The following is a 19,732-nucleotide window of genomic DNA, read 5'->3' as shown; positions in this document are numbered from 1 at the left end:
ATGGGTTCCCGGTCGACGGAGACCACGCGACCGAGCCTGTTCTGGCCGCTCGCGGTGATCGTGATCCCGCTGATCTCGCTGCTGGCGAAGATCCGCATCACGGGTGCCGAGAAGCTTCCGCAGAAGGGCGCCTTCGTCCTCGCGCCGAACCACTACTCGGAGTTCGACCCGCTGATCGTGGCGCTCGCGGTGTGGCGCATCGGTCGCGCACCGCGGTTCATGGCCAAGGAGAGCCTGTTCCGTGTGCCCGTGCTGGGATGGTTCCTCACCCACACGGGCATGATCCCGGTCGCGCGCACGTCGTCGGCATCGGCCGCCAAGCAGACGATGAAGCAGTCGGAGGAACTCGTCGAGCACGGCCGAGGCGTCATCGTCTACCCCGAGGGCACGCTCACGCGCGACCCCGACATGTGGCCGATGCGCGGCAAGTCGGGCGCGGTCCGGCTCGCTCTCGCCGACGGCATCCCGCTGATCCCCATGGCGCACTGGGGCACCCAGGCGATCATGGGGCGCTATCAGAAGGGCCTGAGTCTCTGGCCGCTGCGCAAGCGCGTGGAGGTCGTGGTCGGCGACCCCGTGGACGTCTCGGACCTCCGCGGTCGCGCGGGCGAACCTGCGGCGCTGAACGAGGCCACCACCCGGCTCATGAATGCGATCACGGCTCTGCTCGAGGAGCTGCGCGACGAGAAGGCGCCGGCGGAGCGCTGGAACCCCACTGCCCACGGACAGAAGGAGACGGGTCGCCTTGACTCCTAAGCGGACGATTCCGAGCGGTCCCCGGGTCGCGGTGATCGGCGCCGGGAGCTGGGGGACCACCTTCGGCAAGATCCTCGCCGACGGCGGGGCGCAGGTGACCATGTGGGCGCGTCGCGCCGAGCTGGCTCACGAGATCGACGAGGCCAAGCGCAACTCGAAGTACCTGCCAGGCATCAACCTGCCGCGCACGATGAGCGCGACGCACGAGCTGGCCGTCGCGATGCGCGACGTCGACCAGGTCTACCTGTCGGTGCCGAGTCAGTCGCTGCGCGAGAACCTCAAGGCGCTGCGCCCGCTGCTCGCGGGCGGTGACGCCAAGATCGTCAGCCTCATGAAGGGTGTCGAGCGCTCGACGGGTCTGCGCATGAGCCAGGTCATCGAGCAGGAGCTGCGATGCGATCCCGAGCGCATCGCCGTGGCATCCGGTCCGAACCTCGCGCTGGAGATCGCGCGCGAGCAGCCGACGGCGGCCGTGATCTCCTCGCGGAGCCAAGAGACAGCGGAAGAGGTGGCGCGCGCCGCACGCAACGACTACTTCCGCACCTTCGTCAACACCGACGTCATCGGCACCGAGTTCGGCGGCGTGCTGAAGAACCTCATCGCGGTCGCCATCGGCATCGTCGACGGGGTCGGTTACGGCGAGAACACCAAGGCGTCGATCATCACGCGCGGGCTGGTCGAGATGACGGACTTCGCGGTCGCGAACGGCGCCCACCCGGAGACGCTGCAGGGGCTCGCCGGGCTCGGTGACCTCATCGCGACGTGCCAGTCGCCGTTGAGCCGCAACAACACGGCCGGGCGCCTGCTCGGCCAGGGATACAGCTTCCAGGACGTGGTCAAGCAGATGCAGCAGACGGCCGAGGGGCTCGCCTCCGTCGCGCCGGTGCTGCAGCTCGCCCGCGAATCCGACGTGGACATGCCCATCGTCGAGCAGGTGAAGATGGTGCTCGACGGGAAGATGGATCCCCGCGACATCGCACCCCACCTCACGACGGACGACGACACCCCGCAGGGGGAGAGGACCAACCATGGACAAGCAGAGGGTGGTGGTGCTCTTCGGCGGGCGCTCCAGCGAGCATTCGATCAGTTCCGCAACGGCGGGCGGGGTGCTGGGCGCGATCGATCGTGATCGCTACGACGTGATCCCCGTGGGGATCACGCGTGAGGGCGCCTTCGTCCTCGAGGACGACGACCCGGCGAAGTTCCCGTTGGACGCCGCGCATCTGCCCGAGGTCGTCGACAACGGCACCCGCGTGCTGTGGCCGGAGCCCGGCGGCGACCGCACGCTGCGCGTGGTGCAGGCCGACGGCACGGTCGACGGTCTCGGCGAGATCGACGTGGTGCTGCCCATCCTCCATGGACCGCACGGAGAGGACGGCACGATCCAGGGCTACTTCGACACCCTCGAGGTGCCGTACGCCGGCGGCGGCGTCCTGGACTCCGCGCTCTGCATGGACAAGCACTTCATGAAGGTGGCGCTGCAGGCCGCGGGCATCTCCGTCGCCCCCTGGCGCACCGTGCGTGCCAGGGAGTGGGCGTCGCAGCCCGATGCCGTCCGCGCCGCCGCTGCGGAGCTGGGCTCACCGCTCTTCGTGAAGCCTGCCCGCGCCGGATCGAGTGTCGGGGTGTCGAAGGTCGAAGCGCTCGACGAGCTCGATGCGGCCCTCGCCGTCGCCTTCGCGGAGGACGACAAGGTGCTCATCGAGACCGGTGTCGTCGGGCGCGAGATCGAGGTGGCCATCCTGGAAGGCGCCGAGGGCGTCCGAGCATCGCTTCCCGGGGAGATCGTGCTCACGTCGCGCGGGTTCTACGACTTCGAGGGCAAGTACTTCGGCGGAGACGGCGTCGACGTCGTGTGCCCGGCCGAGCTCGACGACGCACAGGTGGCGGCCGTCCAGGACGCGGGCATCCGCGCTTTCGACGCGGTCGACGGTCGCGGCCTGGCTCGCGTCGACATGTTCCTCACCGCGTCGGGCGAGCTCGTCGTCAACGAGCTGAACACGATGCCCGGGTTCACTCCGATCTCGATGTTCCCCAAGTGCTGGGTCGTCTCGGGTCTGAGCTACGGGGATCTCATCTCCGAGCTGATCGAGGCCGGCCTGCGCCGCTGAGCGCGACGGCTCGGCCGGCGGTCAGCCCTCGGTCGAGCCGTCGTCGGTGCTCTCGTCTGCGCCGTCCTCGGTCGGCACGCGATCGGTGCACCGCGCCGTGGCGGGCGCGAGACCCGCCCGGATGCTCGTGGACAGCTGTTCCACGACCGTCCGGAAGTCGATCTCCGAGCCTCGGCGGATGATGACCTCGATCGCCGGGTCCCGTCCGTAGGTGACGAGACGCTGCCGCTCCTCCTCCTGGTCGAGCACGAGCCAGTCGACGCCGCCGATCGTGGTGCACACGTCGGTCGACGGCGCGGGCGGCTCGACGCCGCAGCGGAGCACCACGGTCGGATCGCCCCAGGCGCCCGTGGCCTGCGCGTCGGTCCACACCCGGTCGAGTTCGCCCACGGCATCGGGCAGGAGAACCGAGACCTCGGCGCACGCCGGGTTGTCGGCGTCGTCGGCCGGCTCGAGGTGGATGGTGGTCGAGCATCCGGCGAGGCCGGCTGCGGCGACCAGCATGCCCGCGACGAGGAGAAGACGGCGAGAGGTGGGCATGCATCCAGGCTACCTTTGACAGCATGCCCTCCCGACCCGATGCCGACGACCCGCGCCTCGGCGACCTGTCGGAGGGGGAGATCCTCCGAGCCATCCTCGCGCGCACGGCGCAGGCATCGCACACGCTGATCGGCCCGGGCGACGATGCCGCTGTCGTGGCCGCACCGTCGGGCTCCGTCGTCGCGACCACCGACACCCTGGTGCACGGCCCCGACTTCCGACTCGCCTGGTCGAGCGGATTCGACCTGGGGTGGAAGGCGGCGGCGGTCAACCTCGCCGACGTCGCGGCGATGGGCGCGCGTCCGACGGCGCTGCTCGTCGCACTGGCCGTGCCGCGCGATCTCCGGCTCTCTTTCGTGCAGCGGCTCGCCGACGGCTTCCGTGAGGCGTGCGCCGCGCTGGCGCCCGGCTGCGCGGTGGTCGGCGGCGACCTCACCGTGTCGGACGTGCTCACCGTCGCGGTCACGGCTCTGGGTGACCTGGAGGGCCGTGCCCCGATCACGCGCAGCGGAGCCCGTCCCGGAGACACGGTGGCGGTCGCGGGTGAGCTCGGGCACGCCGCGCAGGGACTCCAGCTGCTCTTCGGCCGGTTCCGCGACGGCGAGACCCCGGTGCCGGTCGACGTCGCGGTGCTCGGCGACGGCGACCGTGCGGCGCTCGACGCGCAGCTGCGTCCTTCGCCGCCGATCGGGTTGGGTCCGATGGCGGCGACGGCCGGCGCGACGGCGATGATGGACGTCTCCGACGGACTCGCGCTGGACGCGCGGCGCATGGCGGCGGCATCCGGGGTGACGATCCGCCTGTCTGCGGCGGCGCTCGGCGACGATCCGGTGCGCGCCCTCGCCGGGGGTGAGGACCACGCGCTGCTGGCCGCGTTCCCGGGCGCGGTTCTGCCGCCCGGCTTCCGACGCATCGGCGAGGTCGCAGACCGATCGGACCACGACCTGCTCGTCGACGGCGATCCGGTCGACGTCAGCGGCTGGGACCCGTACCGCGACTGGGACTCGGCGTCAGGCTGAGGAGTCGGCCCCTCGGGGAATCGCCCACCACAGGGTCGTGTCGCCGTAGGTCTTCTCGCGGAGCAGCTCGAGCCCGGCGGCGGAGAGGTCGGGCGGGGTGGATCGTCTCGCGCGTTCGATCACGACGAGTGCCTCCGGGGCGAGGAGCGGCGCGAGTGCGAGGAGGTCGCCGTTCATGGCTTCATCGCCCAGATCGTACGGCGGGTCGGTGAAGACGAGGTCGAAGGGTCCCGTCGCACGCTGCAGGAAGGCGCGGACGCTGCTCTGGTGGACGCGCGCGGGGGAGAGGCCCCCGGCTTTCGCCACGATGCCGGCGTTGCGGCGGATGATCCCCGCCGCGGCGCGACCGTGCTCGACGAGGTCGACGGAGGCGGCGCCACGGCTCGACGACTCGAGGCCGAGGGCCCCCGAACCGGCGTACAGATCGAGGACACGAGCCCCGGACAGCGCGTCGGCGGATTCGAGGGCGCCGAACAGCGACTCCCGCACCCGGTCGCTCGTGGGGCGGGTGCCGCTTCCCGGCACGTCCAGTCGGGCGCCTCTGGCGGCCCCGGCGATGATCCTCGTCACCCGTTCACGATACGACAGCGTCCGTGCACGCCGTGTCGGCGCCGCCTTCTAGACTCGGACCATGCCGCTCTCGCTCGACACGTCTCTGCAGGAGGCGCTCGGCGCGACCCCGGCGAAGGCACTCGACCGGGCTTTCGGTATGGCGACGGTCGGCGATCTGCTCTCGCACTATCCGCGACGGTATGCGGATCCGGGAGAGCTCACCCCGATCCGCGAGCTCCCGATCGGCGAGACCGTCACGATCGTCGCCGAGGTGCTGTCGTCGAGTGCTCGGGCGATGCGCAATCGACGTGGCGCGATGGCCGACGTCGTGATCGGCGACGGCATCGGGAAGATGTCCCTGACGTTCTTCGCGAAGAATCTCGGGGCGGCGAAGTGGCGGTCGGAGGAGCTGGCGGTCGGCCGCCGTGGCGTGTTCTCCGGCAAGGTCGGCGAGTTCAACGGGGTCACGCAATTCGCGCATCCCGAGTACGAGCTCTTCGACGACGAGGATGCCGCGCGGCGACGCGCGGACGCGCGTGCCGCCGTGCTGATCCCGATCTACCCGGCGACCTCCAGCCTCCAGACCTGGCAGATCGCGAAGTTCGTCGGCAGGGTCCTCGACGACCTCGGGGATGTGCCCGAGCCGCTCGCCCCCGACGTCCGGTCCCGGGAGGAGCTGCTGACGGCACGCGAGGCGCTCGAGCAGATCCACCGTCCCAAGACCCGCAACGACATCGATCCCGCCGTCCGCACGCTGCGCATGCACGAGGCGCTCACCCTGCAGACGGCGCTGCTGCAGCAGCGCGACGCGGTGCGGGCCCTCTCGGCCACGACGCGACCGGCCGCGCCCGGGGGACTCCTCGAACGCTTCGACGCGGCGCTTCCGTACTCGCTCACGCCCGACCAGCAGACCGTCGGCGACCAGATCGCGCACGACCTGGTCGGGTCATGGCCCATGAACAGGCTCGTGCAGGGCGAGGTGGGCTCCGGCAAGACCCTCGTCGCCCTCCGCGCCATGCTCCAGGTCGCCGAGTCCGGTGGGCAGGCAGCGCTCATCGCACCGACGGAGGTGCTCGCAGGGCAGCACCTCCGATCGATCACGAAGATGCTCGGTCCCCAGCTCGCGCCGCTCGTCATGCCGACGCTGCTGACCGGGCAGATGCCTGCGGCGGAGCGACGCAAGGCCGCGCTGCGCGTCGCCTCGGGCCAGTCGCTCATCGTCGTCGGCACGCACGCGCTCCTCGGCGAGAAGACCACCTTCGCCGACCTCGGTCTCGTCGTGGTCGACGAGCAGCACCGCTTCGGCGTGGAGCAGCGCGAGGCGCTCCGCGCCAAGGGGTCGAGTCCGCACGCCCTCGTCCTGACGGCGACGCCGATCCCTCGCACAGTCGCGATGACGGTGTTCGGCGACCTCGACACATCCGTCATCCGCACGATGCCGAAGGGGCGCGCGGGTATCGAGTCGTTCGTCGCGCCCCTCGCCGAGCATCCCGGCTGGTTCAACCGCGTCTGGGAGCGCGCCGCAGAGGAGATCGCGCAGGGCCGTCAGGTGTTCGCCGTCTGCGCGGCGATCGACACCACGAAGAAGACCGCCGAGGTGGGTGAGCAGGCACTCCTGCAGGGCGAGGGCGCGGCCGGTCCGAAGTGGGGCGTGGTGCAGCTCGACGAGGCGCTGGCCACGCATCCGACCCTCGGCGGTCTGCGCAGAGCGGTCCTCCACGGACGCATGCCGTCGGATGAGAAGGACGCCGTGATGCAGTCCTTCGCCCGCGGCGACATCGACCTGCTGATCGCCACGACCGTGATCGAGGTCGGCGTCGACGTGCCCAACGCCTCGACCATGATCGTGCTCGACGCCGACCGCTTCGGCGTCTCGCAGCTGCATCAGCTCCGTGGGCGCGTCGGGCGAGGCGGAGTGCCGGGCCTCTGCCTCCTCGTGACCGAGGCCGAGGCGGGTTCGGTCGCGCGTGAACGCGTGGATGCTGTCGCCGCGACGCTTGACGGATTCGCCCTCGCGGAGGTCGATCTCGAGCTCCGCGGAGAGGGCGACGTGCTGGGAGCGGCCCAGGCCGGAGTGCGCTCGTCGCTCAAGCTGCTGCGCGTCGTCAAGGATTCCAAGCTCATCGTGCGGGCGCGGGAGCTCGCCGAGGCGATCCTCGCGGACGACCCGGATCTGACAGCGAATCCCGGCCTCCGAGCCGCGATCGCGCGTCGCGTGACGGAAGAAGACCGCGCCGCGCTCGCGAAGAACTGACCTCTCTTCGAGGTGCCCTAGGCTGGATGCATGAGCAGCCGGATCGCCGTCGTCCCGGGTTCCTTCGATCCGCCCACCCTCGGTCATCTCGATGTGATCAGGCGCGCGGCGAAGCTGTACGACGAGCTGCATGTGCTCGTCGTGCACAACCCCGGCAAGGAAGCCATGCTGCCGATCGCGCAGCGCATGTCGCTGCTGGAACAGTCGATCGCCGAGGACGGGATGGACGGCAACGTCATCGTCGGGTCGTGGAGCATGGGCCTGCTCGTCGACTACGCCCGCGACGTCGACGCCGGCGTGCTCGTCAAGGGCATCCGCTCGCAGGTGGACGTCGCCTACGAATCCCCGATGGCGATCGTCAACCGCCATCTCGCCGACATCGAGACGGTGTTCCTGCTGCCGGATCCTGCGCACGCCCTGGTGTCGAGCTCGCTCGTGAGGCAGGTCGCCGGGCTCGGCGGAGACATCTCGCCGTTCGTTCCGCCGGCCGTCGCGTCGTTCCTCGACACCGGCTCCCGCGGGATCTGACCGTCCCTCCGCCGGGCCTCCGCACTCAGGCGCCGACCAGCCCGGGGCTCCGCCGAGCCGGTAGCATTGCGGGGTGCGTTCCCGATTCAACGGCCCCTTCGTCCTCCCCGTCCGCGACATCGTTCGCAAGCCGGGGGAGATGCGCGAGCATGCCTTCACGGTGACTCTCGACGAGCCGTGGGGCGAGGGGATCGTGTCCTTCGCGCAGGGTTCCGAACTCGATCTCGATGTGCGGCTCGAGTCGGTCCACGAGGGCATTCTCGTGTCCGGCGCGGCTGATGCGGAGTACTCCGGAGTATGCGGTCGGTGCCTCACCGACATCGCCCGGCCCGTCGAAGTCGAGTTCCAGGAGCTTTTCGCGTATCCTGGTGAGGAAGAAACTGACTTCGAGGTTCAAGACGACCACGTGGATCTTGAAACTCTTGTCAGGGATGCGGCCGTATTGTCGCTTCCATTTCAGCCGGTGTGTCAGCCGGATTGCCCCGGGCTCGACCCGGTCACGGGCGAGAGGCTGACCGAGAGCACCGGATCGGAGCAGGCAGCTCCCATCGATCCTCGATGGAGTGCGCTCCAGCAGATCACAGACCAAGACGGCGCGGCAGAGAGCAGCGCCGCCGAGAAAGAAGAGAGCTAGTCATGGCTGGTAACCCCCCGAAGCGCAAGGTCTCCCGTTCCAACACCCGCTCGCGTCGCGCGCAGTGGAAGGCCGAGGCTCCCGCGCTCGTCAAGACCGTCGAGAACGGCAAGGTCGTCTACAGCCGTCCTCACCAGGCGAAGGTCGTCACCGACTCGCAGGGCACCGAGCTCTTCCTCGAGTACAAGGGCCGCAAGGTCGCTGACGTCTGAGTCGCGACTCCAGATCGTGACAGAGGTCCCTGGGGGGACGAGACCTCTCCCTGAGAAGCTCCGCGTCGATATCGACGCGGAGCTTCTGGAGTTGGCGCTCACCCACCGCTCGTACGCCTACGAGCACGGCGGTATCCCTCACAACGAGCGCCTCGAGTTCCTCGGCGACTCGGTTCTCGGGCAGGCGGTGACCGTGATGCTGTTCACGAGCCACCCCGAGCTCGATGAGGGGGCTCTGGCGAAGCGTCGCGCGAGCGTCGTGTCGACGGTCGCGCTGGCGGAGGTCGCGCGGGGCATCGAGTTGGGCAGCCACCTGCTGCTCGGCCGCGGCGAGGAGCAGACCGGCGGACGCGACAAGGACTCGATCCTCGCGGACACGATGGAGGCCGTCATCGGCGCCACGTTCCTGTCAGCCGGCCCCGATGCCGCGACGGAACTGGTGCTGCGGCTGACCGAGCCGCTGCTCGCCGATCCCGAGCGCTACGGCGCGGCGATGGACCCGAAGACGAGCCTGCAGGAACTCGCGGCCCGCCTCGGGCTGACCGCTCCGCAGTACTCCATCGAAGCCAGCGGTCCCGACCACGACCGTCGCTTCACCGCGACGGTGACTGTCGGTGACGTCAGCATGAATGGGCTGGGCAGCAGCAAGAAGACGGCTGAGATGGCTGCAGCGCTGAGCGCGTGGCGTCTGCTCGACGAGCGTGCCTGAGCTCCCCGAGGTCGAGGTGGTGCGCGCGGGGCTCGCCCCCGCCGCGATCGGCTCGCTCATCACCGCGGTCAGCGTGCTCGATGAGCGCGCACTGACCCGGCATGCGGCGGGCGCCGAGGACTTCGTCGTCCGGCTCGACGGACACCGGTTCGCTGCGGCCGACCGGCGCGGCAAGTTCCTCTGGCTCCCGCTCGACTCCGGCGGCACCGCGCTGATCGCCCACCTGGGCATGAGCGGGCAGATGCTGCTCCGCGCGCCTGACGCGCCGCCCGAGCGGCACGAGCGGATCCGGATCAGCCTCGAGCACCCGACGCACGGTGAATTGGCCGTGGTCTTCGCCGATCAACGGACGTTCGGATCTCTGGCCGTCGACGAGCTGCGCGACGACGGGCCGTCGCGGATCCCGTCGCAGGTGCTCCACATCGCGCGCGATCCGATGGATCCGCTCGTCGACGACGCGGCGTTCCTCGCCGCGCTCCGGCGCAGGAGCAGCGGCATCAAGCGTGTCCTCCTGGATCAGCAGGTGATCAGCGGGGTCGGCAACATCTATGCCGATGAGTCGTTGTGGGCGGCACGCATCCACCCGGAGACCGCCGCGTCCGCCCTCTCGACGCCGGCGGCCTCGCGGTTGCTCGCCGAGATCCGAGCGGTGCTGGCAAAGGCCCTCGCAGAGGGCGGGACGAGCTTCGACGCGCAGTACGTCAACGTCAACGGTCAGGCCGGGTACTTCGCGCACTCCCTCAACGCGTACGGACGCGGGGGCGAGCCGTGTCCGCGGTGCGGCGGCCCGATCCGCCGCACCGCGTTCATGAACCGGTCGAGCCACTACTGCCCGCGCTGTCAGCGCCGCCGCTGACTCGACCGGCGCTCATGCCGCCGCGAACGACCGCGCCAGCAGCGGCCGGGTCGCGCGCGTGCTCGCCCAGACGACGCCTATCCCGATCGTGACGACCACGACGATAGTCAGCACCGATTCCGGTGCCGTGATGAGGGCGATCCCGAGCAGCGGGAAGACCAGTACCGCCGCGCACAGCGCCGAGCCGATCGCGGTGATGAGCAGCGGCGACATGATCGCGCGGCGTCGTGCGCGGTCGACCGTCTCGAGCGGCATCCCCAGGTGGTGCAGGCTCCGGTGGAGCTCGCGCTGATCGAGGATCGCCGCCGCCTGATTCACGCCCACCGAGGCCGCGACCATGAGGAACGACGCCACCAGCGTGATGATGAGGCCGGTACGCATGTCGACGGCGAGAGCGGCTTCGTCGGAGGCAGCGTCGCCGCTGCCGAGGACGTTCATGAGAGAGACTCCGGTGCCCGCGAACACGGCCATGAAGCTCGCCATCGCGATCCCGCTCACCTGGCGCCACGCGCTCTTCGGGGAATCGAGGACGAGGCGCGCCGCCAGCAGCCGTTCCGGATGCTCGGCCCGACGGAGCTGCCGCGAGGCGATGACCTTGATGACCCACGGGCCCAGCATGTTCACGACGGCGAGCGCGATCGCGAAGAGCACGGCGAGCACCGTGATCGTCGTCACGATGCCGGCGACCGAGGGGAAGATCTTGATCAGCACGAACACCAGAGCGAGGACGGAGACGCCGATGATGGCGCGGAACCAGTGCACGTTCGACGCGGTGGTGCGCATGCGAACGCCGAGCGGCGAGATGATCACTCGGCGGAGGCCGAGGGCCGCGCTGGCTGCCGCGACGACGAGGATGCCGCCGACCACCTCGAGCACGACGAGCGGCGGGAGCACGACGGCCCCCACGCCCAGCGCTTCGCCACGGAACGGGATCAGGCCGATGAGCGGGCTGATCGCGAGAGCGACGAGCACTCCGGCGGCGGCGCCGGCGGCGGCCACGAGCACGGACTCGACGACGGTCGCGACACCGACACCCAGTGGGGTCACCCCCAGGAGGCGCAGGGTGGAGAGACGCTCGTCGCGTCGCCGCGCCGAGAGACGGGCGGCGGCTCCGCCGAGATTCACCAGCGGGACGACCAGGAGCACCAGCGCGATGGCGGCGAGTGCCTGATAGACGGGGCCGAAGTCGTCGGTCCAGCTCCAGAAGGACTGCGCGCCGCCGACCACGGTGAGGACGAGGGCGGTGACGATCGCGAAGGCCGTCGCCGGGAGCGCGAGGAACGCCGTCTGGCCGGGTGCCGGACGCAGCAGCAGGGCGAGGACGCGCGGGTTCATGCGGACACCGCCGGGGAGACGACCTGGCCGTCGCGCACCGAGACGACCCGTGAGCAGCGGGCCGCCACCTCGGGGTCATGGGTGACGACGAGGAGCGTCCGCCCCTGACCCGTGGTCGACCAGAGCAGAGCGTCCATCACCTCGTGCGAGGTGTGCGAGTCGAGCGCACCGGTCGGTTCGTCTGCGAAGACGAGCTCGGCGCCCGTGGCCTGCGCACGGGCGATCGCGACACGCTGCGCCTGGCCGCCGGAGAGCTCGCCGATGCGACGGTCCTCCATTCCGGCGAGCCCGAGTGCCGCGAGCCATGATGCCGCGTGGTGCACGGCATCCGCTCTCTTCACGCCGTTGATCATGGAGGCGAGCGCGACGTTCTCGACGGCGGTGAGCTCGGGGATGAGCAGACCCTGCTGGAACACGAAGCCGAAGCGCTCGCGTCGCAACCGTGACCGGGCCGACTCGCCCAGGGCCGACAGCTCGACGGGGTGTCCGGTGGTCGGCTGGAACGTGACGGTGCCGGAGTCCGGGGTGACGATGCCGGCGAGGACGTGCAGGAGCGTGGTCTTGCCCGATCCGGAGGCGCCCATGATCGCCACGGACTCGCCGGAGCGGACAGTCAGGTCCACCCCGGCGAGCGCGCGCGTGGTGCCGTAGGACTTCGTGAGGGATCGGGCTTCGAGGACGGATGCGTTCATGCTTCCAGCCTCGCCCGCCGCTTCGCATACGTCGTCGGCTTCCCGGATGATCCGTGGGCGTCCCCCTACATCGCTCGGATGATCCTCACGAGAGCCGCTTCTGCCAGGCGCCGGCGTACGACACCGCCCGGAAGCCGAGTGCTTCGTTGATGCTCAGCATCGGACGATTCTCCTCGGCGTTGAAGGTCGATACGGTGGGGGAGTCGGGCATCAGCTCCCGCCAGCGCAGCAGGTTCGCGCACTTGACGATCATGCCCAGCCTGTGGCCGCGGTGCGCGCTGGATACGAGGGTGCCGAACTGGTGCGTCGTGGCCGTGCGGTCCGCCCCGATCAGCAGCTCGTTGTACGCCACGAGATCGCCGGTCGGCACATGCTGCACCGCGGTGACCGCGAACGCCTGACCCGCGGAGGTCAACCTCGCGTCCCGGCGTTCGACGCGCTGTGCGTCCCATTCCTCGGCGACGAACTGCATGTCGCCGCTCGGCGCATCCGTCGACAGGCGCGCGAGGATCCCCGCATACCCGTCCCGGTACTCCTCGGGGGTCGGTGCCATCCATTGCACGATCCGATAGTCCGGCCCGGCGACGGCGAGGGCTTCGTCGAGGGCGCCCTCGATCACGGACGGGTCAGCGCGCAGATCGAGTTCGCTGTTGCGTTCGACCTGCTCGCACACGAAGCCGTCTGCCTCGAGCGCGTCGGAGAGAGCCGTGGCCGGGATCCGGCCCCACCCTGTCCGGGGCACGATCATATGATCCGTCTCGATCGGGCGGTGCAGTGACCACGCCTGGATGAGGGACCGGCCATGTGCGCGCGCCTCCTCTTCCGCGCGGGACAGGAGAGCATTCTCGACTCCCATTCCGGCGAAGCGGCGCGCCACGAGCACGTCGATCTCAGCGGCCTGCGCATCGGCCTCCCTGGCGTAGTCGATCGTGATCATGCCGGCGATCCGGTCGTTGATCCTCGCCACGAAACCGGTGTGCAGCGTGTCGGTCTGGTCCTGCCACGCCGGCAGCATCTGCGCCGCGTTCGGAGCGAGGTCAGGGATGCCGGTCGCCTCATCGCAGACGAGGCGATTGAGCTCGCCGTAGGCGAGGAAGTCCCCCGCGTCGTCGCTCTCGAGGGACGCGGGCACGATGAGCGGCGTGATCGTCAGTGTGGACGTGGTCATGAGAGGTCCTTCCGCCATGCGCCTTCGTACGCGATGGCCTCGAAGCCCATGGCTTCGTTGATGGAGAGCATGGGCCGGTTCTCCTCGGCGTTGTAGGTGACGACGGCTCGCGACTGCGGGGCGAGGTCGCGCCACGTGGCGAGCGACGCGCACTTGACCAACTGCCCCAGGCGGTGCCCGCGGTGCTCGCGGAGCACCAGTGTGTCGTGCTGGTGAGTGGTGGCCGTCATGTCGGGTCCGATGCCGATCTCGGTGAAAGCGGCCAGCTCGCCGCTCTCGAGATGCTGCGCGACGGTGACGAGCAGGCGTTGACGCATCTCGACGATGCGCTTCTCCCCGGCGACGACGCGCTCGGCGTCCCACCTTTCCTCGTCGGCTTCCAGGCCCGCGGAGGGAGCGTCGGTCGACATCCGGGACTTCAACCACGCGTAGCCGTCGAGATGCTCGGGCGGGGTGGGCACCTCCCACTGCAGCACACGGTATCCGACGGCTGCGCGGATAGCGTCGTCGTGGAGGGCGGCCGAACGGCCCGCAGCGGGACCATCGAGGTCGAGCCGACTCACCCGGTACACCTGTTCCAGCGAGAAGCCGTGGCGCAGCAGGAACCGGGAGACGTGGTCGTCCGGCACGCTTCCGTGTCCGGTGCGCGCGGTGATCCGGTCGCCCGAGGATGCCGGCTGCTCGGTCCAGTTCTGGATGACGGTCCTGCCGTGTTGCCGGGCTGCTGCTTCGATGTGAGGGAGCACGGCGGTCCCGATGCCCCGGCCCCACACCCGCGGGTGGATCTCGATGCTCGCGATCGCCGTGCGCGACCCCTCCTCGTGGGGGATGTCGACGACAGCGCGTCCGACGATCTCGCCCGCGACTCGGACGGCCCAGACGGTCGTGGTGCGTTCCGGACGCGACCTCAGCAGTGGCAGCAGTGCCTCGGGCTCGAGGTCCTGTTCGTCGCGTCCGGTGATCGCGCGATAGACGTCGTTGCGGACGCGGGCGAGTTCGCGGAACTCGCCCGCGTCTGCCGCATCCGCCCGCGCCGGGAGCACGAGCGGATGCAGCGTCGCATCTTCGGTGAGCACGATGCTCATGATGTTCTTCCGATCAGCGCAGCTGGCGCTGCAGGTCGAAGGTGAGCAGGGCGTACGTCTCGGCGACGGAGCGTTCCCGTCGGTCGAGAGCGAGCAGATCGCCGGAGACGCGGGACGAGCGGCGTTCCCGTCGCGGGCGCTGCGCCCTCTGCAGCAACCACAGGCCGATGCGGAGGGAGAGACGGTCTGCGAGCGCGAGGCGACGCAGGTCGTCGGGTGCGGGGATGTGGAGGACCTGCTGGTCCTCGGTATCCGGTGGGTGAGTGGTGGAACGGTGCAGCGTGGTGTTCACGATGATTCCTTCGAGTGGTGATGGTGTGAGTGCGGTGACGCAGACGGCGCAGACCCCTCGAGAGGAGGGGTGGCGCGGTGGGAGCACGAGCCCGGGAGGCCGCGGGGCGGGGACGCCGGGGTCGGCGGGAAGCCGTGATCCTGAGGATCAGGGCGAGGCGGCACGATGGCGCGCGAGTCGGACGCCCGATAGCGGGAAGAGTCCTGCTGCTGCGGCTCTAGGACAGAGCGCTGCTACGACGGATGCCGGCGGTTACCGAGTGCGCAAGGCGCGGCGCAAAGGGCGCGGCGAGGCCTGTAGCCTGTGCGTTCAGCTGAGTGATCATCATCGGTAACCTCCTTTCGTGTGGCGATCCGGAGGTTCACGGTAGCGAAAGCTCACAGCTGACGTCAAGCATCCCGGGCGTGTCCGGCGTGTCGCGGCGTCGGGACGATCGCCTCCGCACCGCGCGGGATGCCGGTCCTGGCGCGGGATTCCGGTAGCGTATGGGCGTGATCCAGCCCGGAAGCGCGGTACGCGCATGCATCTGAAGAGCCTGACCCTCAAGGGGTTCAAGTCCTTCGCGCAGCCGACCAGCTTCGTCTTCGAACCGGGCGTGACGTGCATCGTCGGGCCGAACGGCTCGGGCAAGTCGAATGTCGTCGATGCTCTCGCGTGGGTGATGGGGGAGCAAGGCGCGAAGACCCTTCGCGGCGGGAAGATGGAGGACGTCATCTTCGCCGGTACGTCGACGCGAGGTCCGCTCGGCCGTGCGGAGGTGCAGCTGACGATCGACAATGCCGACGGCGCCCTGCCGATCGAGTACGCCGAGGTCACCATCAGCCGCACGCTCTTCCGCAACGGATCGAGCGAGTACGCGATCAACGGCGAGTCCTGCCGACTTCTCGACGTGCAGGAGCTGCTCAGCGACTCGGGTCTCGGCCGCGAGATGCACGTCATCGTCGGCCAGGGGCGTCTCGACACCGTCCTGCAGGCTTCGCCCGAGGACCGTCGCGGCTTCATCGAGGAGGCCGCCGGGATCCTCAAGCATCGCCGGCGCAAGGAGAAGACCCTGCGCAAGCTCGATGCGATGGAGACGAATCTCACGCGTCTGAGCGATCTCGCCGGGGAGATCCGCCGCCAGCTGAAACCACTGGGCCGTCAGGCCGAGATCGCGCGCGAAGCGCAGACGATCGCAGCGGTCGTGCGGGATGCCAAGGCGCGGATCTTCGCCGACGACGTCGTCGCCCTGCGCACAGCGTTGGCCGATCACACGCGGACGGAGCATGAGCGTCACACCGAGCGGCTCGTGCTCTCGGATCAGGCGGAGGCCGTGCGTGCGAACATCGCGCGCCTCGAGCAGGACCAGAACTCGGTGGCCGTCGATCAGGCTCGCGGGGTGGCGTTCGGGCTCGAGCAGGTGCAGGAGCGCATGCGCGGTCTGTACACGCTCGCCAACCAACGACTCGCCCTGCTCGGGTCCGAAGAGGACGACGCCGCGGTGACCGCGGTGACCGTCACGCAGAGCACGATCGACGAGGCCAAGGCGGAGATCACGGAGATCTCCGCAGGGCTCGGCGACGCGCAGGATGCCGCGGCGGCCGCCAGCCGCGAGGTCGTCAGCGCCCGTGCAGAGCTCGACACGCTCGACGTCGACATCGCCGAGCAGAGCGCCCTCGTCTCGGAATACGACATGCGGTTGACCTCGCTGCGCGGCGCCGCGGATGCTGCGGCGTCCGCGCTGGCGGCGGTGCGCGGCGCAGTGCTCCGGCAGGAGAACGCTCTCGAAGCCGCGCACACCCGACGCCGAGAGGCCGCAGAGGCGCTGGAGGCCATCGATACCGCGGAAGCCCCCGAGGGTACCGCCGCCGAGTACTCGGCCGCCTACGAGAGCGCCCAGCGCGCGGCGACGGCCGCCGAGGCGGAGCGGGAGACGCTTCGCGAACGGCTGCACGCGGCGGAGCGCGAGGTCGACGCCCTCACGGCGAAGGCCGCGGCCCTGGGGAGCGCCCTCGCCCTGTCCGGAGGGGCGGCCGAGATCGTGAAGACCGGGGGAGACGGCATCCGCGGTCTCGTCGGCGACGCGGTCCAGGTGAAGTCCGGGTTCGAGGCGGCGATCGCCGCCGTGCTCGGCCCGCTGGCCGAGGGCGTCCTGGTGGACGAGGCGGCGCAGGCCTTCGCGCTGGCATCCGATGCCGCGTCGCAGGGCCGGGGAGTCGTCGACTTCGTCGTCGCCGATGCGATCCGGCCTGCCGTCCGGCTGCCGGAGCTTCCGGGGGTCACGCCCGCCGTCGACACGGTCACGGCGCCCGCCGGGGTGCTCGGCATCCTCTCGCACGTGCTCATCGCCGGCGACCTCGACGAGGCTCGCGCAGCGCGCAGCGCGCTGGACGCTCTCGGCGACACGACGACGACCGTCGTGACGACCACGGGAGACGTGGTCACGGCGCAGACCCTCCGCACGGGATCCGGCGGAGAGCGGTCGCGACTCGAGCTCGCTGCGGAGCGGGATGCCGCGAAGGAGCGCCTCGCGGAGGTGCAGGTCATCGTCGACTCGCTGCGCGAGGCCCGCGAGGATGCGAACGAGATCGTCGAGACGACGCGGCGGCAGTCGAAGGACGCGCTGCGCGCCCTGCGCGAGCACGATGCGGCGCTCGCGAGCCATGCGGAGCAGGTCAACCGGATCACGGTCACCCACGAGTCGGCGGTCGCGGAGTGCGACCGGCTCGAGGCGGGACTGGCTCAGGCGCAGTCCGCCGTGGAGGAAGCAGAGGCGAAGGCCGCCCGCGCGAAGACAGAGCTCGACGAGGCGGTGTCGGCACCCCGGCCCGTCCTCGACGCCTCCGCCCGAGACGGTCTGCTGGAGGCTCTGGAGCTCGCGCGCGAGGGCGAGGTCAGAGCCCGCCTGGAGATCGAGACGTTGCGGGAGCGCGTCCGCGCGGCCCAGGCACGGGTCGCGAGCCTGGAGCGTCAGCGCGAGCAGGAACGGGATGCCGCGGCGGAGGCAGCGCGTCGCGCGGTGATCCGTCGCGCTCAGCGGGAGGCGGCGTCGGGCGTCGCGTCAGAGCTCCCGCGCATCCTGGACTCGATCGACCGCTCCGTGGCCGAAGCCCGCCTCGCGTTGGGGGAGGCCGAGGCTGCGCGCTCCGCGCAGAACGAGGAGCTGACCGCTCTCCGAGCGCAGGAGACGTCGCTGCGCGAGCGCCTCGCAGGCCTCACCGAGAGCGTCCACGGCCTGGAACTGCAGATCCACGAGAAGAAGCTGCACCTCAACAGCCTGCTCGAACGCGTCGCCTCGGAGCTGGCTCTCGACGAAGATATTCTCGTCGCGGAATATGGTCCGGATCAGCTGGTTCCGCGGGATCCCGGGGCCGAGCCCGCGGACGGCGAACTGCTCGACGACACGGCCATCCCGTTCGACCGCCGCATCCAGCAGCGTCGCCTCGCCGACGCCGAGCGCAAGCTCGCTCAACTGGGTCGCGTGAACCCCCTCGCGCTCGAGGAGTTCGCGGCCCTCGAACAGCGGCATGCCTTCTTGACCGAGCAGCTCGCCGATCTCACACAGACGCGGCAGGACCTGCTGACCATCATCGCCGACCTCGACGAGCGGATGCAGACGATCTTCGCCAGTGCGTTCGAGGACACCAAGGAGGCCTTCGGGCAGGTCTTCCCGCTGCTGTTCCCCGGCGGCTCGGGCAGCATCTCCCTCACCGACCCCGACAACATGCTCACGACGGGCATCGAGGTCTCGGTCCGACCCGTCGGGAAGAAGATCGAGCGGCTGTCGCTGCTCTCCGGCGGTGAGCGCTCCCTTGCCGCAGTCGCACTCCTCGTGGCGATCTTCAAGGCGCGGCCGAGCCCGTTCTACATCCTCGACGAGGTCGAGGCCGCGCTCGACGACGCGAACCTCGGTCGTCTGCTGACCGTGTTCGAGCAGTTGCGTGAGAGCTCGCAACTGCTGGTCATCACGCATCAGAAGCGCACCATGGAGATCGCAGACGCCCTCTACGGCGTCTCGATGCGACAGGACGGCGTGTCCGCCGTCGTCGGGCAGCGCGTCGGCGACCGCGCCGCCGCTGCCGCGGTCTGAGTGGCCCCGCGCGGATAGGCTGGAGTCATGGCGGAGAAGTCCTGGTCCCTCACCCGTGCGCTGCGCGGGATGTTCGTCAAGCCCACGATCGACGAGACGACGTGGGAGGACCTCGAGACAGCGCTCATCACCGCGGATTTCGGTCCCGACATCAGCGAGCGCGTCGTCGACGAGCTGCGCGGCAAGGTCGAGCGCTATCGCACGACCGACCCGAAGGACCTGCAGCGCATGCTGCGGGAGACGCTCGAGGAGCACTTCGCGAAGTTCGACACGACGCTGAAGCTGACGGAGCGTCCGGCGGTCGTCCTCGTCGTCGGCGTCAACGGCGTCGGCAAGACCACGACGATCGGCAAGTTCACGAAGTTCCTCCGCGGCAACCAGCGGAGCGTCGTGGTCGGAGCGGCGGACACATTCAGGGCGGCGGCAGTCGATCAGCTCGCCACCTGGGCGCAGCGCGGGGGAGCGGCTATCGTCCGTCCCCAGCAGGAGGGGCAGGACCCCGCGTCCGTCGCGTACCAGACCATCGAGTTCGCGCAGCGCGAGGGCATCGAGATCGCGATCATCGACACCGCTGGGCGCCTGCACACCAAGGGCGGGCTGATGGATGAGCTCACGAAGATCCGCCGGGTCATCGAGAAGCAGGCCCCGATCAGCGAGGTTCTCCTCGTGCTCGATGCGACGACGGGTCAGAACGGCGTCATGCAGGCCGAGGCGTTCCTGCAGCACGCCGGGGTCACCGGGCTCGTCCTGACCAAGCTGGACGGCTCTGCGAAGGGCGGTTTCGTCCTCGCGGTTCAGGAGCGCACCGGCATCCCCGTCAAGCTCCTGGGCCAGGGCGAGGGCATCGACGACCTCACCGGTTTCACCCCTCACGTGTTCGTGCAGTCGCTCGTCGGTTGACGACACGACGTGCACAGGAC

19 protein-coding genes are annotated in these 19,732 nt (G+C 70.0%); 12 read left to right on the top strand and 7 right to left on the bottom strand.

What is annotated here, in order from left to right; genetic code table 11:
* From MRBLWO14_RS00955 to MRBLWO14_RS00945, 3 genes are read left to right on the top strand one after another with little or no spacing between them, the layout of a single operon-like run.
* The gene (locus MRBLWO14_RS00955; protein ID WP_341934621.1) at positions 1-756 is read left to right on the top strand and encodes a lysophospholipid acyltransferase family protein; all 756 of its coding nucleotides are present in this window, start codon (positions 1-3) and stop codon (positions 754-756) included.
* On the top strand, positions 746-1,885 hold the full coding sequence (locus MRBLWO14_RS00950) for an NAD(P)H-dependent glycerol-3-phosphate dehydrogenase (protein ID WP_341934620.1): 1,140 nt from the start codon (positions 746-748) through the stop codon (positions 1,883-1,885). The genes MRBLWO14_RS00955 and MRBLWO14_RS00950 overlap by 11 nt, the downstream gene beginning before the upstream one ends.
* On the top strand, positions 1,785-2,867 hold the full coding sequence (locus tag MRBLWO14_RS00945) for a D-alanine--D-alanine ligase family protein (protein WP_341934618.1): 1,083 nt from the start codon (positions 1,785-1,787) through the stop codon (positions 2,865-2,867). Before MRBLWO14_RS00950 ends, MRBLWO14_RS00945 begins: the two co-directional genes overlap by 101 nt.
* Positions 2,868-2,888: 21 nt before the next feature.
* Here the strand turns inward: MRBLWO14_RS00945 and MRBLWO14_RS00940 are convergent, their stop codons facing one another.
* A complete protein-coding gene (locus MRBLWO14_RS00940) occupies positions 2,889-3,407 on the bottom strand; it encodes a DUF3515 family protein (RefSeq protein ID WP_341934617.1) in 519 nt (172 codons plus the stop codon).
* 23 nt (positions 3,408-3,430) lie between these two features.
* Between MRBLWO14_RS00940 and thiL the strand changes: the two genes are divergently transcribed.
* A complete protein-coding gene (gene thiL / locus MRBLWO14_RS00935; protein ID WP_341934616.1) occupies positions 3,431-4,426 on the top strand; it encodes a thiamine-phosphate kinase in 996 nt (331 codons plus the stop codon).
* On the opposite strand, the gene rsmD is transcribed toward thiL, so the two are convergent.
* On the bottom strand, positions 4,418-4,996 hold the full coding sequence (rsmD, locus tag MRBLWO14_RS00930; protein ID WP_341934615.1) for a 16S rRNA (guanine(966)-N(2))-methyltransferase RsmD: 579 nt from the start codon (positions 4,994-4,996) through the stop codon (positions 4,418-4,420). The genes thiL and rsmD overlap by 9 nt on opposite strands.
* Positions 4,997-5,057: 61 nt before the next feature.
* On the opposite strand from rsmD, the gene MRBLWO14_RS00925 reads away from it, so the two are divergent.
* From MRBLWO14_RS00925 to mutM, 6 genes are all read left to right on the top strand, one after another.
* Entirely contained in the window at positions 5,058-7,232 is a 2,175-nt protein-coding gene (locus tag MRBLWO14_RS00925) for an ATP-dependent DNA helicase RecG (RefSeq protein ID WP_341934614.1), read from the top strand.
* Between the two features lie 30 nt (positions 7,233-7,262).
* Entirely contained in the window at positions 7,263-7,760 is a 498-nt protein-coding gene (coaD, locus tag MRBLWO14_RS00920) for a pantetheine-phosphate adenylyltransferase (RefSeq protein WP_096715948.1), read from the top strand.
* A gap of 139 nt (positions 7,761-7,899) precedes the next feature.
* Positions 7,900-8,394, top strand: a complete 495-nt coding sequence (locus MRBLWO14_RS00915) for a DUF177 domain-containing protein (RefSeq protein WP_341936248.1) — start codon at positions 7,900-7,902, stop codon at positions 8,392-8,394.
* Positions 8,395-8,396: 2 nt separating this feature from the next.
* Positions 8,397-8,606 (top strand): 50S ribosomal protein L32, encoded by a 210-nt coding sequence (gene rpmF, locus MRBLWO14_RS00910; RefSeq protein ID WP_050721097.1) that lies wholly within the window; start codon positions 8,397-8,399, stop codon positions 8,604-8,606.
* A 16-nt stretch (positions 8,607-8,622) separates the two neighbouring features.
* A complete protein-coding gene (gene rnc, locus MRBLWO14_RS00905; RefSeq protein ID WP_341934613.1) occupies positions 8,623-9,315 on the top strand; it encodes a ribonuclease III in 693 nt (230 codons plus the stop codon).
* The gene (mutM, locus tag MRBLWO14_RS00900) at positions 9,308-10,171 is read left to right on the top strand and encodes a bifunctional DNA-formamidopyrimidine glycosylase/DNA-(apurinic or apyrimidinic site) lyase (RefSeq protein ID WP_341934612.1); all 864 of its coding nucleotides are present in this window, start codon (positions 9,308-9,310) and stop codon (positions 10,169-10,171) included. Before rnc ends, mutM begins: the two co-directional genes overlap by 8 nt.
* Before the next feature lie 12 nt (positions 10,172-10,183).
* Here mutM and MRBLWO14_RS00895 read toward each other — a convergent pair whose 3' ends face one another.
* The 5 genes from MRBLWO14_RS00895 to MRBLWO14_RS00875 form a co-directional block, all read right to left on the bottom strand.
* Positions 10,184-11,506, bottom strand: coding sequence for an FtsX-like permease family protein (locus MRBLWO14_RS00895; RefSeq protein WP_341934611.1), 1,323 nt, complete (start codon positions 11,504-11,506; stop codon positions 10,184-10,186).
* Positions 11,503-12,198 carry an ABC transporter ATP-binding protein gene (locus tag MRBLWO14_RS00890; protein WP_341934610.1) on the bottom strand — a complete coding sequence of 232 codons (696 nt, stop codon included), beginning with the start codon at positions 12,196-12,198 and terminating at the stop codon, positions 11,503-11,505. The genes MRBLWO14_RS00895 and MRBLWO14_RS00890 overlap by 4 nt, the downstream gene beginning before the upstream one ends.
* An 85-nt stretch (positions 12,199-12,283) precedes the next feature.
* Positions 12,284-13,366, bottom strand: a complete 1,083-nt coding sequence (locus MRBLWO14_RS00885; protein ID WP_341934609.1) for a GNAT family N-acetyltransferase — start codon at positions 13,364-13,366, stop codon at positions 12,284-12,286.
* Positions 13,363-14,451, bottom strand: a complete 1,089-nt coding sequence (locus tag MRBLWO14_RS00880) for a GNAT family N-acetyltransferase (protein ID WP_341934608.1) — start codon at positions 14,449-14,451, stop codon at positions 13,363-13,365. The genes MRBLWO14_RS00885 and MRBLWO14_RS00880 overlap by 4 nt, the downstream gene beginning before the upstream one ends.
* A 13-nt stretch (positions 14,452-14,464) precedes the next feature.
* On the bottom strand, positions 14,465-14,743 hold the full coding sequence (locus tag MRBLWO14_RS00875) for a hypothetical protein (RefSeq protein WP_341934607.1): 279 nt from the start codon (positions 14,741-14,743) through the stop codon (positions 14,465-14,467).
* Positions 14,744-15,263: 520 nt separating this feature from the next.
* Between MRBLWO14_RS00875 and smc the strand changes: the two genes are divergently transcribed.
* Together smc and ftsY are read left to right on the top strand one after the other, a co-directional pair.
* Entirely contained in the window at positions 15,264-18,812 is a 3,549-nt protein-coding gene (gene smc, locus MRBLWO14_RS00870; protein WP_341934606.1) for a chromosome segregation protein SMC, read from the top strand.
* A gap of 27 nt (positions 18,813-18,839) precedes the next feature.
* Positions 18,840-19,712 (top strand): signal recognition particle-docking protein FtsY, encoded by an 873-nt coding sequence (ftsY, locus tag MRBLWO14_RS00865; RefSeq protein ID WP_341934605.1) that lies wholly within the window; start codon positions 18,840-18,842, stop codon positions 19,710-19,712.
* The last annotated feature ends 20 nt before the right edge of the window (positions 19,713-19,732 follow it).

Source organism: Microbacterium sp. LWO14-1.2, assembly GCF_038397715.1.
Taxonomy (GTDB): Bacteria; Actinomycetota; Actinomycetes; order Actinomycetales; family Microbacteriaceae; genus Microbacterium.
This window is presented reverse-complemented; position numbering and strand designations above follow the sequence as displayed.

Coding starts and splice junctions, on each gene's coding strand:
- coaD (WP_096715948.1), top strand. CDS start 7,263: ATGAGCAGCCGGATCGCCGTCGTCCCGGGTTCCTTCGATCCGCCCACC.
- MRBLWO14_RS00890 (WP_341934610.1), bottom strand. CDS start 12,198: ATGAACGCATCCGTCCTCGAAGCCCGATCCCTCACGAAGTCCTACGGC.
- MRBLWO14_RS00945 (WP_341934618.1), top strand. CDS start 1,785: ATGGACAAGCAGAGGGTGGTGGTGCTCTTCGGCGGGCGCTCCAGCGAG.
- MRBLWO14_RS00915 (WP_341936248.1), top strand. CDS start 7,900: ATGCGCGAGCATGCCTTCACGGTGACTCTCGACGAGCCGTGGGGCGAG.
- rpmF (WP_050721097.1), top strand. CDS start 8,397: ATGGCTGGTAACCCCCCGAAGCGCAAGGTCTCCCGTTCCAACACCCGC.
- MRBLWO14_RS00940 (WP_341934617.1), bottom strand. CDS start 3,407: ATGCCCACCTCTCGCCGTCTTCTCCTCGTCGCGGGCATGCTGGTCGCC.
- MRBLWO14_RS00880 (WP_341934608.1), bottom strand. CDS start 14,451: ATGAGCATCGTGCTCACCGAAGATGCGACGCTGCATCCGCTCGTGCTC.
- MRBLWO14_RS00885 (WP_341934609.1), bottom strand. CDS start 13,366: ATGACCACGTCCACACTGACGATCACGCCGCTCATCGTGCCCGCGTCC.
- MRBLWO14_RS00895 (WP_341934611.1), bottom strand. CDS start 11,506: ATGAACCCGCGCGTCCTCGCCCTGCTGCTGCGTCCGGCACCCGGCCAG.
- MRBLWO14_RS00925 (WP_341934614.1), top strand. CDS start 5,058: ATGCCGCTCTCGCTCGACACGTCTCTGCAGGAGGCGCTCGGCGCGACC.
- ftsY (WP_341934605.1), top strand. CDS start 18,840: ATGGCGGAGAAGTCCTGGTCCCTCACCCGTGCGCTGCGCGGGATGTTC.
- smc (WP_341934606.1), top strand. CDS start 15,264: ATGCATCTGAAGAGCCTGACCCTCAAGGGGTTCAAGTCCTTCGCGCAG.
- MRBLWO14_RS00955 (WP_341934621.1), top strand. CDS start 1: ATGGGTTCCCGGTCGACGGAGACCACGCGACCGAGCCTGTTCTGGCCG.
- thiL (WP_341934616.1), top strand. CDS start 3,431: ATGCCCTCCCGACCCGATGCCGACGACCCGCGCCTCGGCGACCTGTCG.